Source organism: Pseudomonas sp. P4_C3, from assembly GCF_056402075.1.
In genome coordinates this window covers 51,197-63,199 of the sequence record NZ_JBFUIC010000031.1, presented here as the reverse complement: position 1 = coordinate 63,199, position 12,003 = coordinate 51,197, and the positions used below count along the sequence as shown (strand labels likewise).

Below are 12,003 nucleotides of genomic sequence, written 5' to 3'. Positions count from 1 at the left end.
CGCTTTTGTAGGAGCTGCCGGAGGCTGCGATCTTTTGATCTTAAAAATCAAAATCAAAAGATCGCAGCCTCCGGCAGCTCCTACAAAAGCGATCACATTGCAGTCGGAAATCAAATCGGATTCGGGCAATCGATGAAGATGTGTTCCAGCGCAAAGCGCCGCGCCAGATAATCCCCCAGCGCCTGAACGCCGTAGCGCTCGGTGGCATGGTGACCGGCGGCGATGAAGCTGATGTCGTTTTCCCGGGCGCTGTGGAAGGTTTGCTCGGAAGCCTCGCCGCTGAGGTACAGATCGACGCCTGCCAGTATGGCCTGATCGATGTAACCCTGGCCACCACCGGTGCACCAGCCGACGCGGCGGATCATCGCGCTGCCTTCGATCAACAGCGGCTCACGGCCCATGACTTCCTTGACGCGGCGGGCGAAATCCCGGGGCGTCATCGGCTCATTCAGCGAGCCGACCAGGCCGACAATCTTCAGATTGTCCGGGTCCAGCGGGCCTTCGACGGTGATGTCGAGTTGCCGCGCGAGCTGCACGTTATTGCCGACGTCCGGGTGCAGATCCAGCGGCAGGTGATAGGACAACAGGCTGATATCGTGCTTGAGCAGGGTCTTCAAGCGGCGCTGCTTCATGCCGGTGATGCACGGGTTCTCGCCCTTCCAGAAATAGCCATGATGCACCAGCACCAGGTCGGCATTGGCCTCCACTGCCGCATCGAGCAAGGCCTGGCTGGCAGTGACGCCACTGACAATGCGCATCACTTGCGGACGGCCTTCGACCTGCAGGCCATTGGGACAGTAATCGGCGATTTTGGCGCTGTTTAGGTAACGGTCGGCTTCTTCGACCAGGGTGCTCAGGGCGACGGCCATAAAAGACTCCTAAATATCCCGTTCAGAGGCGCGTGCGGCCTCGTATAATGCGCGTCATTATGAGCGGTCTCATACCGCCTGCAACTCTCTCAGGAAGTGCTTAATGCTCAAGGCGCTGCGTTTTTCCGGCTGGCCGCTGCTGGCCGGCGTGCTTGTCGCTCTTTTGATAATCCAGCGTTACCCGCAGTGGGTCGGGCTTCCAAGCCTCGACGTCAATCTGCAACAAGCGCCGCAAACCACCAGTATGCAGCAGGGCCCGGTGTCTTATGCCGAAGCGGTATCCACCGCGGCGCCGTCGGTGGTGAACCTGTACACCACCAAAGTCATCAACAAACCCAACCATCCGTTGTTCGAAGATCCGCAGTTCCGTCGCTTCTTCGGCGATAACTCGCCCAAGCAGAAACGCATGGAATCGAGCCTCGGCTCCGGCGTGATCATGAGCCCGGAAGGCTACATCCTGACCAACAACCACGTGACCAGCGGCGCCGACCAGATCGTGGTGGCGCTCAAGGACGGCCGGGAAACCCTGGCGCGGGTGATCGGCAGCGATCCGGAGACTGATCTCGCGGTGCTGAAAATCGACCTGAAAAACCTGCCGTCGATCACTGTCGGGCGTTCCGACAACATCCGCATCGGCGACGTCGCGCTGGCCATCGGCAACCCGTTCGGCGTCGGCCAGACCGTAACCATGGGCATCATCAGCGCCACCGGTCGCAACCAACTGGGCCTGAACAACTATGAAGACTTCATCCAGACCGACGCCGCAATCAACCCCGGCAACTCCGGCGGTGCGCTGGTGGATGCCATCGGCAACCTGACCGGCATCAACACGGCGATCTTCTCCAAATCCGGCGGTTCCCAGGGCATCGGTTTCGCGATCCCGGTAAAGCTGGCGATGGAAGTGATGAAGTCGATCATCGAGCACGGCCAGGTGATTCGTGGCTGGCTGGGTATCGAAGTGCAGCCGCTGRCCCAGGAATTGGCCGAATCGTTCGGCTTGTCCGGACGCCCGGGCATTGTAGTGGCAGGGATTTTCCGCGACGGTCCGGCACAGAAGGCCGGCCTGCAACTGGGTGATGTGATTCTTGCCATCGATGGCGAACCGGCCGGTGATGGCCGCCGCTCGATGAATCAGGTGGCGCGGATCAAGCCGACAGACAAGGTCGCGATCCAGGTGATGCGCAACGGCAAGGAACTCAAGCTGACAGCGGAAGTCGGCCTGCGTCCGCCGCCGGCTCCGGTCAAGGAAAAAGAAGAAGAGTAACGCAGCACCCAAAACTACTGTGGGAGCGAGCTTGCTCCGGGCGGCGTTCCGACGATGAGGCCATAACATTCAACATCATTGTTGACTGTCAGGCCGCCATCGCGAGCAAGCTCGCTCCCACAGGGTCGTGCCTGTTTTTAGAGGTCGCCGAGTCCATCGATCAGCGCCTGATTCTGCTCTGGCGTGCCGATGCTGATCCGCAGGAACTGGGCAATCCGCTCCTGCTTGAAGTGCCGGACGATCACGCCCTGCTCACGCAACTTGGCCGCAAGCCCCGCCGCATCGTGCCGGGGGTGACGGGCGAAAATGAAGTTCGCCGCCGATGGCAGCACTTCAAACCCCTTCTCCTCTAGCTGCGTAACGACCTTCTCGCGATTCTCGATCACCAACCGGCAGGTCTTGTCGAAATACTCGCGATCCTCGAACGCCGCGGCAGCGCCGACATTCGCCATGCGATCCAGCGGATAGGAGTTGAAGCTGTTCTTGATCCGCTCCAGCGCCTCGATCAGGTCCGGATGGCCGACCGCCAGCCCCACCCGCAGGCCGGCCAGGGAACGGGACTTGGACAGGGTCTGGGTCACCAGCAGGTTCGGATAACGCTCGACCAGCGTGATTGCCGTCTCGCCGCCGAAGTCGATGTAGGCCTCGTCCACCACGACCACAGAATCCGGGCTGGCCTTGAGAATCTGCTCCACCGCCTCCAGCGCCAACAGGCAACCTGTAGGTGCGTTCGGGTTGGGGAAGATAATCCCGCCGTTCGGCTTGGCGTAGTCCGCCGGGTTGATCTGGAATTGCTCGTCCAGTGGCACGGCGTCGAACTTGATGCCGTACAACCCGCAGTAAACCGGATAGAAGCTGTAGCTGATGTCCGGGAACAGCAGCGGCTGATCGTGCTGCAGCAAACCGTGGAAGATGTGCGCCAGCACTTCATCGGAACCGTTGCCGAGGAACACCTGATTGCCTTGCACGCCGTAGTACCTGGCAACGGCCTGCTTGAGCAGATCGCTGTTCGGGTCCGGGTACAGACGCAGATTGTCATTCAGTTCGGTTTGCATCGCCGCAAGGGCTTTTGGCGATGGGCCGTACGGGTTTTCGTTGGTGTTGAGCTTCACCAGCTTTGCCAGCTTCGGCTGCTCACCCGGGACGTAAGGCACCAGATTCTTGACGAACGGGCTCCAGAATTTACTCATGTTCAGTTCCCCTTTTGTTCATCAACGATGCGGTATTCGGCGCTACGCGCGTGGGCGGTCAGCGACTCGCCACGGGCCAGCACGGAAGCGGTCTTGCCCAACTCGGACGCGCCCTGCTCGGAGCAGAAGATGATCGACGAGCGTTTCTGGAAGTCGTACACACCCAGCGGCGAGGAGAAACGCGCAGTGCCGGAGGTCGGCAATACGTGGTTCGGGCCGGCACAGTAGTCACCCAAGGCTTCGGACGTGTGACGGCCCATGAAGATCGCGCCGGCATGGCGGATTTTCGGCAGCCAGGCCTGTGGATCGGCAACGGACAATTCGAGGTGCTCCGGCGCGATGCGGTTGGCGACTTCGATGGCCTGTTCCATGTCGCGCACCTTGATCAGTGCACCACGGCCATTGATCGAGGTTTCAATGATCGCGGCGCGTTCCATGGTCGGCATCAGCTTGGCGATGCTGGCGGCGACCTTGTCGAGGAACTCGGCGTCGGGGCTGACCAGAATGGCCTGGGCGTCTTCGTCGTGCTCGGCTTGGGAGAAAAGATCCATGGCGATCCAGTCCGGATCGGTCTGGCCGTCGCACACCACAAGGATTTCCGAAGGGCCGGCGATCATGTCGATACCGACCTGGCCAAACACGTGGCGCTTGGCGGTGGCGACATAGATGTTGCCCGGGCCGACCACCTTGTCGACCTTCGGCACGCTTTCGGTGCCGTAAGCCAATGCGGCAACGGCTTGAGCGCCACCGATTGTGAACACGCGGTCGACACCGGCGATGCAGGCAGCGGCCAGCACCAGCTCGTTGATTTCACCGCGCGGGGTTGGCACCACCATGACCACTTCGGTGACGCCTGCAACCTTGGCCGGAATCGCGTTCATCAGCACCGACGACGGGTACGACGCCTTGCCGCCCGGCACGTACAGACCGGCGCGGTCCAGCGGCGTGACTTTCTGGCCCAGCACCGTGCCGTCGGCCTCGGTGTAGCTCCAGGAATCCTGCTTCTGTTTTTCGTGGTAGCTGCGCACTCGAGCCGCGGCGACTTCCAGCGCTTCGCGCTGCGGCACGGAGATACGGGTAAGTGCCAGTTCCAGACGCTCGCGCGGCAGGATCAGGTCGGCCATGGACTTCACGTCCAGGCCATCGAACTGGCGGGTAAAGTCCACCAGTGCCGCGTCGCCACGCTCACGCACGGCCTTGATGATGTCCAGCACCCGCTGATTGACCGAGTCGTCAGACACACTTTCCCAGCTCAGCAGATGATCCAGATGATGCGCGAAATCCGGGTCAGCAGCGTTGAGTCGGCGAATTGCAGTCAGTGCGGTCATAGCGAGAACCTCATAGGAATGGCAAAAACTCAGGCGCCCTAACTTAGCAGTCGTTTCCGCTTGGGCACCTGAGAATTCTGGCTATGAGGCGGATAGACGGGCGCGACTCAAGGTCGCGCAGGTGAATCAGCCGCGGTGTCGAGACTCCACTGCCTTGCGCAGGGTGTCGATCAACGCCTGGATACGGGCGTGCTGCATTTTCATCGAAGCTTTATTGACGATCAGCCGGGAGCTGATGGCAGCAATGAAATCCTGTGGCTCCAGGCCGTTGGCCCGCAGCGTGTTACCGGTGTCGACCACGTCGATGATCTTGTCGGCAAGGCCGATCAGCGGTGCCAGCTCCATCGAGCCGTACAGCTTGATGATGTCGACCTGACGACCCTGTTCAGCGTAATAACGCTYGGCAACGTTGACGAACTTGGTGGCGATGCGCAGGCGGCCCTTGGGCTCGACCGCGCCAACCTTGCCGGCCGTCATCAACTTGCACTGGGCAATTTGCAGGTCCAGTGGCTCGTACAAGCCCTGGCCGCCATATTCCATCAGCACATCTTTACCGGCGACACCGAGGTCGGCAGCACCATGTTCGACATAGGTCGGAACATCGGTGGCACGCACGATCAGCAGGCGTACATCTTCCTGGGTCGTGGGAATGATCAGCTTGCGGCTCTTGTCCGGATTCTCGGTCGGCACGATGCCCGCTTCAGCCAGAAGCGGCAGGGTGTCGTCAAGGATGCGGCCCTTGGACAGTGCGATGGTCAACATGGGAAACGTCAGTCCTTATCAAGGTACTCATGCCCGGTCACAAATGGCGCCGGACATACATCGAGCCGAAAACGGCCCGACTTCAACAAATCAACGGGCACGTCCTTATGCCCATGCAGCAGGTACTAGCCCGGAACGCGACGGATCTTGGCGCCCAGCATCTGCAGTTTTTCTTCGATGCACTCGTAGCCACGGTCTATGTGGTAGATGCGGTCGATCAGGGTGTCGCCGTCGGCGATCAGGGCCGAAATCACCAGGCTGGCCGAGGCACGCAGGTCGGTCGCCATCACTGGCGCGCCCTTGAGTTTTTCGGTGCCGGTGACGATCGCGGTGTTGCCCTCGACCTGGATCTTGGCGCCCATGCGGTGCAGCTCATAGACGTGCATGAAGCGGTTTTCGAAGATCGTCTCGATCACAGCACCGGTGCCTTCGGCAATGGCGTTGAGGGAGATGAACTGGGCCTGCATGTCGGTCGGGAACGCCGGGTACGGAGCGGTCCGCACGTTGACGGCTTTCGGCCGCTTGCCGTGCATGTTCAGCTCGATCCAGTCTTCGCCGCAGGTGATTTCGGCACCGGACTCACGGAGTTTTTCCAGAACGGCTTCGAGGATGGTCGGATCGGTGTCCTTGACCTTCACGCGGCCGCCGGTCACGGCAGCGGCAACCAGGTAGGTACCGGTTTCGATACGGTCCGGCATCACCTTGTAAGTGGTGGTGTGCAGACGCTCGACGCCGTCGATGGTGATGGTGTCGGTGCCGGCACCGGAAACCTTGGCACCCATGGCGTTCAGGAAGTTCGCCAGGTCGACCACTTCAGGCTCGCGCGCGGCGTTAGCCAGGACGCTGCGGCCTTTGGCCAGCGCTGCGGCCATCATGATGTTTTCGGTACCGGTCACACTGACGGTATCGAAGAAGAAGTGCGCACCGCGCAGGCCGCCTTCAGGCGCCTTGGCCTTGATGTAGCCGCCTTCAACGTCGATGACTGCACCCATGGCTTCCAGGCCACGGATGTGCAGGTCAACCGGACGCGAACCGATGGCGCAACCGCCAGGCAAGGCGACTTCGGCTTCACCGAAACGGGCAACCATCGGGCCCAGCACCAGGATCGACGCACGCATGGTTTTAACCAGTTCGTACGGTGCGACCAGGGTCTTGATGGTGCGCGGGTCGATTTCGACGGAGAGTTTTTCGTCGATCACAGGCTCGATGCCCATGCGGCCGAACAGCTCGATCATGGTGGTGATGTCGTGCAGGTGCGGCAGGTTGGCCACGGTCACCGGGCCATCGCACAGCAAAGTGGCCGCCAGGATCGGCAGGGCAGAGTTCTTTGCCCCGGAGATGCGGATTTCGCCATCAAGACGAACGCCACCGGTAATAATCAATTTATCCATAAGAATCTCGACGCCCTTGGGCTCAGGTGCGCTCGGCCCAGGCCGCGCTGCTGAAAAATTTCATAGTCACCGCGTGGATGCTGCCATCAGCGATCCATGGGTTCAAATGGGCATAGATGCTCTGCTGACGCTTCACCGGGCTCAATGCCGCCAGTTCATCGCTAATCACGTTCAGCTGGAAATTGCAGCCTTCGCCCTCAACTTCTATCTGAGTTCCGGGCAGCTTTCCTTCAAGGAAGCTCTTCACTTCTACGGCCTGCATGCTCAACCTCATTCGGCGCCCTGTGCGCGCGGGTCGGACATCATACAAAAAAGCCCCGCGCCTGCGAACCCCGCCAAACAGGACTCGGACGGGGGGCTTCTTTATAGATGCGTGTCAGGGGTGCGCCAACAGCTCGGTCAGCTCGCTGACCTGAGCAATTTCACGCATGTCATCCGGCATTCCGCGGATACTCAGGGCCTTGCCGGCCGCCTGCGCATCGCGGATAAAGCACAGCAGCAACGACAAACCGACACTGCTGGACTTGGTCACCGCCGAGCAATCGACCACCAGCGCCGCAGCCTTGCTGGCCTTGATCAGCGCCTTGCCCTGCTCGCGCAGGCCAGGGCCGGTGCGGTAATCCAGCACACCGCTGAGTCGCAGCTCGCCCGCTTCGTCCATCTGGACTGCCGACTCACTCATTGGGCTGACTGCCCTGGCTTCTTGTCGGTGGCTTCCTTGGCCTTGGCGACTTCCCCGGCCCAACCATTGATGGTCTTGTCCAGGTCGTTGCCATTGCGTTGCATCGCATCGGCGAACTGATCGCGGAACAGCTTGCCGATGTTGATGCCATTGATGATCACGTTACGCAGTTTCCACTCGCCGTTGATCTTTTCCAGCGTGTAGGACACTGGATAGATCGCACCGCTGCTGCCCTTGACGGTCATGCCAACGGTGGTACGGTCGCCCGACTCGTCTTTGGCCGGATCAACGGTGATGCCCTGGTTGTTGTACTCCAGCAAGGCATTGCCATAGAACTGGAACAGACCCTTCTTGAAGTTTTCTTCGAAGGTCTTCATCTGCGCCGGGGATGCTTTCTTCGAGTATTTGACCGTCATGATGCTCTTGGAAATGCCCTCGGCATCCACGACCGGCCCGACGATGGTGTTCAGCGCCGCATAAAAGTCTTGCGGATCCTGCTTGTACTTTTCTTTGTTGGCCGCCAGATCGGCCAGCATCCGATTAGTGGTGTCCTGTACCAGATCGTGCGCGGAAGGCGCCGCCACGGCGTGGGACACCAACGGAAACACCGCGAGTATTACCAACAGGCCACGTCGCAAGGTAGAGATCATTTAACAGTTCCTCATTTAGCTTCTTTGCTAACGGTATTGAGCAGGAATTTACCGATCAGGTCTTCGAGCACCAGCGATGACTGCGTGTCATGGATGGTTCCGCCATCCTTGAGCAGGGTATCTTCCCCGCCCACGCTGATACCGATGTACTTTTCGCCCAACAGGCCAGCGGTCAGGATAGATGCAGTAGAGTCCGCCGGAAGATTATCGATGCGTTTTTCCAACTGCATGGTCACCCGACCAGTAAAACTGTCGCGATCCAGATCGATGGCCGTGACCTTGCCGATAGTCACACCGGCCATGGTCACTTTAGCTCTGACCGTCAAACCGGCGATATTGTCGAAGTAGGCGTAAAGTTTATACGTATCGGTGCTCGGACTCGGGGACAGGCCACTGACCCGCAACGCCAACAAGAGCAAAGCCAGGATGCCAGCCAGCAAGAAAAGGCCGACACCGATTTCCAGGGTGCGGTTTTGCATCAGAAATCTCCAAACATCAAGGCGGTCAGAATAAAGTCCAGGCCGAGTACTGCCAACGAGGCATATACAACGGTCTTGGTAGTGGCACGACTGATCCCCTCGGAAGTGGGTTCGCAGTCATAGCCTTGGAATACGGCGATCCAGGTCACGACAAAGGCAAAGACGATACTTTTGATGATCCCGTTGAGCACATCGTCGGTGAACGTCACGCTGTTCTGCATGTTCGACCAGTAGGAACCTTCATAGACTCCCAGCCAGTCGACAGCTACCCACGAGCCGCCCCAGATACCCACCACGCTGAAAATCATCGCCAGCACCGGCAGGGAAATGAAACCGGCCCACAAGCGTGGCGCGATGATGTACTTGAGCGGGTCAACCCCGATCATTTCCAGGCTGGACAACTGCTCGGTGGACTTCATGTTGCCGATTTCGGCGGTCAACGCCGAACCTGCGCGCCCGGCGAACAGCAAGGCAGTCACCACCGGCCCCAGTTCACGCAGCAGCGTCAGGGCAACCATCTGCCCGACAGCCTGCTCCGAACCATAGCTGGAAAGAATGTTGAAGCCCTGCAGCGCCAGCACCATGCCGATGAACACCCCGGAGACCACAATGATCACCAGGGACATCACGCCCACCGAATGCAGCTGCTTGACCAGCAGCCCGAAGGCGCCACCGATACCGCCCCGGCCGAGCAAGGCATGGAACAGGAACAAGCTCGAACGCCCGAACACCGCCAGCGCATCGATGCCGGCCTGGCCGAAGCGGCGAACGCGTTCTATCAATGAAATTCTGCGCATCAGCGCTTCCCCAGAAGATCTGCGCGGTAATCCGTCGCTGGAAAGTGGTACGGGACCGGGCCGTCGGGTTCGCCGGTCATGAACTGACGAATGCGCKGTTCATCCGAGTTCATCAACTCGTCCGGCGTCCCCTCCCCCAGCACCTGACCATCGCCCACCACATAAATGTAATCGGCAATGCTCGCGGTCTCGGCCAGGTCATGGGACACCACGATGCTGGTGATGCCCAGCGCATCGTTGAGCAAACGAATCAGGCGCACCAGAACGCCCATTGCGATGGGGTCCTGGCCGACAAAGGGCTCGTCGTACATGAGGATCTGCGGGTCGAGCGCAATCGCCCGGGCCAGCGCAACACGGCGTTTCATGCCGCCGGAAAGCTCGTCGGGCATCAGGTCGATGGCACCGCGCAAGCCCACAGCCTGCAGCTTGAGCAGGACGATGTCGCGGATCATTTCATCCGGCAGTTGCGTATGGACCCGCAACGGAAAGGCGACGTTCTCGAAGACATCGAGGTCGGTGAACAGTGCGCCGCTCTGAAACAGCACGCCCATATGCTTGCGCGCATCGAACAGGTCGCTGCGCGACAGTTTTGGCAGATTCTGACCGTTGACCCAGACTTCGCCCCTGGTAGGCCGCAACTGGGCACCCATCAGACGCAAAAGCGTGGTCTTGCCACACCCGGAAGGCCCCATGATGCCGGTGACCTTGCCGCGCGGGATACGGATATCGACATTATTGAAAATGCTGCGCGCACCGCGCTTGAAGGACAGTCCCTTCAGCTCGACCGCGTAGGCGTTATCGGCACTCATCTAAACTCCTTGCGATGCAGCCTCTCACTCGGACGCCTGGCTTCCTGACGAAAGCACATACCTCCCGGGCAGGCCGAACTGGCGGCGAACTATATCACTGCAAAGGCTGCGCGCCCAAGGCCAAAGCCGGGGCAAGTTCAACTGCATGACGGGTTGAAAGCGCCATTTAGAAGGTTTCCCGCAACAGGTAATGACAATGCGCGACGAACTTGCGTGAGGGATTCGATCATTACCGTTATAATCGCCGACTTTTCATCAGGCTATACGATTTCTGACATGAGCCAATCCAGCGACCTGATTCAATCAGCACAACGCACCATCCGCCTCGAGGTAGAAGCCGTGCAAGGCCTGCTGCCCCATATCGATGCTGATTTCGTACGCGCTTGCGAGATGATTCTGGCCAGCAAGGGCCGCGTGGTCGTGGTCGGCATGGGCAAGTCGGGGCACATCGGCAACAAGATTGCCGCGACCCTGGCCAGCACCGGCACCACGGCATTTTTTGTGCACCCGGCTGAAGCCAGCCACGGCGACATGGGCATGATTACCCGCGACGACATCATTCTGGCGCTCTCGAATTCCGGCTCCACCAATGAAATCGTGACCCTGCTGCCGCTGATCAAGCGCCTGGGCATTCAATTGATCAGCATGACCGGCAATCCTGACTCCGCGCTGGCCAAGGCCGCCGAGGTCAACCTGAATGTTCACGTCGAGCATGAAGCCTGCCCGCTGAACCTGGCACCAACCTCGTCGACCACCGCCGCCCTGGTCATGGGCGACGCCCTGGCAGTCGCGCTGCTGGAAGCCCGTGGCTTTACCGCCGAAGACTTCGCCTTTTCCCATCCCGGTGGTGCCCTGGGCCGACGCCTGCTGCTGAAAGTGGAAAATGTCATGCACGCCGGGCAAGAGTTGCCGCAAGTACAGCGCGGCACCCTGCTGAAGGACGCACTAATGGAAATGACCCGCAAAGGCCTGGGCATGACCGTGGTCCTGGAAGCCGATGGAAAGCTGGCCGGGATCTTTACCGACGGTGACTTGCGTCGCACGCTGGACCGTAGCATCGACATCCATAGCGCTACCATCGACCAGGTCATGACTGCACACGGCAAGACTGCCCGCGCCGAAATGCTCGCCGCCGAAGCGCTGAAAATCATGGAAGATCATAAAATCAACGCGCTTGTCGTGGTCGACCGTGAAGACCGCCCGGTCGGCGCCTTGAACATGCACGACTTGCTTCGTGCAGGAGTAATGTAATGAGTGCGGACCTGTTGCAACGCGGCAAACAGATCAAACTGGCGGTGTTCGATGTCGATGGCGTGCTGACCGACGGGCGCCTGTACTTCCTCGAAGACGGCAGCGAATTCAAGACGTTCAACACACTCGACGGCCAGGGCATCAAGATGCTGATGGCCGCCGGTGTGCAGACCGCCATCATCAGTGGCCGCAAGACTCCGGTGGTCGAGCGACGAGCCAAAAACCTCGGCATCCCGCATCTCTATCAGGGTCGTGAGGATAAACTGGTGGTACTCGACGAACTGCTGGCCCAACTCAACCTGAGCTATGAACAGGTGGCCTACCTCGGCGATGACTTGCCGGACCTGCCGGTGATTCGCCGCGTCGGCCTGGGCATGGCGGTGGCCAATGCCGCCAGCTTCGTGCGTGAACACGCTCACGGCATCACCCTCGCCCGTGGTGGTGAAGGTGCCGCTCGCGAATTCTGCGAACTGATCCTGCGCGCCCAGGACCGCCTCGATGCGGCCAATGCGGCGTACCTGTGAGCCCACT

Annotated in this window: 14 protein-coding genes; 3 read left to right on the top strand and 11 right to left on the bottom strand. The window is 60.0% G+C overall.

What is annotated here, in order from left to right; all coding sequences use genetic code 11:
* Nucleotides 1–110: 110 nt before the first annotated feature.
* Nucleotides 111–869: a Nif3-like dinuclear metal center hexameric protein gene (locus AC1DVH_RS08645; RefSeq protein ID WP_477753423.1), complete on the bottom strand. Its 759-nt coding sequence runs from the start codon at nucleotides 867–869 to the stop codon at nucleotides 111–113.
* A 103-nt stretch (nucleotides 870–972) separates the two neighbouring features.
* Between AC1DVH_RS08645 and algW the strand changes: the two genes are divergently transcribed.
* Nucleotides 973–2,133 (top strand): Do family serine endopeptidase AlgW, encoded by a 1,161-nt coding sequence (gene algW / locus AC1DVH_RS08640; RefSeq protein ID WP_477753422.1) that lies wholly within the window; start codon nucleotides 973–975, stop codon nucleotides 2,131–2,133.
* A gap of 137 nt (nucleotides 2,134–2,270) precedes the next feature.
* Here the strand turns inward: algW and hisC are convergent, their stop codons facing one another.
* The 10 genes from hisC to AC1DVH_RS08590 form a co-directional block, all read right to left on the bottom strand.
* Nucleotides 2,271–3,323 carry a histidinol-phosphate transaminase gene (hisC, locus tag AC1DVH_RS08635; RefSeq protein ID WP_477753421.1) on the bottom strand — a complete coding sequence of 351 codons (1,053 nt, stop codon included), beginning with the start codon at nucleotides 3,321–3,323 and terminating at the stop codon, nucleotides 2,271–2,273.
* A 2-nt stretch (nucleotides 3,324–3,325) separates the two neighbouring features.
* On the bottom strand, nucleotides 3,326–4,651 hold the full coding sequence (gene hisD, locus AC1DVH_RS08630; protein ID WP_477753420.1) for a histidinol dehydrogenase: 1,326 nt from the start codon (nucleotides 4,649–4,651) through the stop codon (nucleotides 3,326–3,328).
* Between the two features lie 126 nt (nucleotides 4,652–4,777).
* On the bottom strand, nucleotides 4,778–5,413 hold the full coding sequence (hisG, locus tag AC1DVH_RS08625) for an ATP phosphoribosyltransferase (protein ID WP_477753419.1): 636 nt from the start codon (nucleotides 5,411–5,413) through the stop codon (nucleotides 4,778–4,780).
* A gap of 125 nt (nucleotides 5,414–5,538) precedes the next feature.
* Nucleotides 5,539–6,804, bottom strand: a complete 1,266-nt coding sequence (gene murA / locus AC1DVH_RS08620; RefSeq protein WP_223455589.1) for a UDP-N-acetylglucosamine 1-carboxyvinyltransferase — start codon at nucleotides 6,802–6,804, stop codon at nucleotides 5,539–5,541.
* A gap of 22 nt (nucleotides 6,805–6,826) precedes the next feature.
* Nucleotides 6,827–7,066, bottom strand: a complete 240-nt coding sequence (locus AC1DVH_RS08615; RefSeq protein ID WP_105340088.1) for a BolA family protein — start codon at nucleotides 7,064–7,066, stop codon at nucleotides 6,827–6,829.
* A 114-nt stretch (nucleotides 7,067–7,180) separates the two neighbouring features.
* Complete coding sequence (locus AC1DVH_RS08610) at nucleotides 7,181–7,486, bottom strand: STAS domain-containing protein (protein ID WP_477753418.1); 306 nt, start codon at nucleotides 7,484–7,486, stop codon at nucleotides 7,181–7,183.
* A complete protein-coding gene (locus AC1DVH_RS08605; protein ID WP_477753417.1) occupies nucleotides 7,483–8,136 on the bottom strand; it encodes an MlaC/ttg2D family ABC transporter substrate-binding protein in 654 nt (217 codons plus the stop codon). The genes AC1DVH_RS08610 and AC1DVH_RS08605 overlap by 4 nt, the downstream gene beginning before the upstream one ends.
* 11 nt (nucleotides 8,137–8,147) lie before the next feature.
* Nucleotides 8,148–8,615, bottom strand: coding sequence for an outer membrane lipid asymmetry maintenance protein MlaD (gene mlaD, locus AC1DVH_RS08600; protein ID WP_056728368.1), 468 nt, complete (start codon nucleotides 8,613–8,615; stop codon nucleotides 8,148–8,150).
* Nucleotides 8,615–9,412 (bottom strand): lipid asymmetry maintenance ABC transporter permease subunit MlaE, encoded by a 798-nt coding sequence (gene mlaE / locus AC1DVH_RS08595; protein ID WP_223546373.1) that lies wholly within the window; start codon nucleotides 9,410–9,412, stop codon nucleotides 8,615–8,617. The genes mlaD and mlaE overlap by 1 nt, the downstream gene beginning before the upstream one ends.
* The gene (locus tag AC1DVH_RS08590) at nucleotides 9,412–10,221 is read right to left on the bottom strand and encodes an ATP-binding cassette domain-containing protein (RefSeq protein WP_477753416.1); all 810 of its coding nucleotides are present in this window, start codon (nucleotides 10,219–10,221) and stop codon (nucleotides 9,412–9,414) included. The genes mlaE and AC1DVH_RS08590 overlap by 1 nt, the downstream gene beginning before the upstream one ends.
* A 276-nt stretch (nucleotides 10,222–10,497) precedes the next feature.
* On the opposite strand from AC1DVH_RS08590, the gene AC1DVH_RS08585 reads away from it, so the two are divergent.
* Both AC1DVH_RS08585 and AC1DVH_RS08580 read left to right on the top strand, forming a co-directional pair.
* Nucleotides 10,498–11,472, top strand: a complete 975-nt coding sequence (locus tag AC1DVH_RS08585; protein ID WP_477753415.1) for a KpsF/GutQ family sugar-phosphate isomerase — start codon at nucleotides 10,498–10,500, stop codon at nucleotides 11,470–11,472.
* Nucleotides 11,472–11,996, top strand: coding sequence for a KdsC family phosphatase (locus AC1DVH_RS08580; RefSeq protein ID WP_008018712.1), 525 nt, complete (start codon nucleotides 11,472–11,474; stop codon nucleotides 11,994–11,996). The genes AC1DVH_RS08585 and AC1DVH_RS08580 overlap by 1 nt, the downstream gene beginning before the upstream one ends.
* Nucleotides 11,997–12,003: the final 7 nt, after the last annotated feature.

Coding starts and splice junctions, on each gene's coding strand:
- AC1DVH_RS08580 (WP_008018712.1), top strand. CDS start 11,472: ATGAGTGCGGACCTGTTGCAACGCGGCAAACAGATCAAACTGGCGGTG.
- hisD (WP_477753420.1), bottom strand. CDS start 4,651: ATGACCGCACTGACTGCAATTCGCCGACTCAACGCTGCTGACCCGGAT.
- AC1DVH_RS08605 (WP_477753417.1), bottom strand. CDS start 8,136: ATGATCTCTACCTTGCGACGTGGCCTGTTGGTAATACTCGCGGTGTTT.
- mlaE (WP_223546373.1), bottom strand. CDS start 9,412: ATGCGCAGAATTTCATTGATAGAACGCGTTCGCCGCTTCGGCCAGGCC.
- AC1DVH_RS08610 (WP_477753418.1), bottom strand. CDS start 7,486: ATGAGTGAGTCGGCAGTCCAGATGGACGAAGCGGGCGAGCTGCGACTC.
- AC1DVH_RS08585 (WP_477753415.1), top strand. CDS start 10,498: ATGAGCCAATCCAGCGACCTGATTCAATCAGCACAACGCACCATCCGC.
- AC1DVH_RS08645 (WP_477753423.1), bottom strand. CDS start 869: ATGGCCGTCGCCCTGAGCACCCTGGTCGAAGAAGCCGACCGTTACCTA.
- murA (WP_223455589.1), bottom strand. CDS start 6,804: ATGGATAAATTGATTATTACCGGTGGCGTTCGTCTTGATGGCGAAATC.
- AC1DVH_RS08615 (WP_105340088.1), bottom strand. CDS start 7,066: ATGCAGGCCGTAGAAGTGAAGAGCTTCCTTGAAGGAAAGCTGCCCGGA.
- hisC (WP_477753421.1), bottom strand. CDS start 3,323: ATGAGTAAATTCTGGAGCCCGTTCGTCAAGAATCTGGTGCCTTACGTC.
- mlaD (WP_056728368.1), bottom strand. CDS start 8,615: ATGCAAAACCGCACCCTGGAAATCGGTGTCGGCCTTTTCTTGCTGGCT.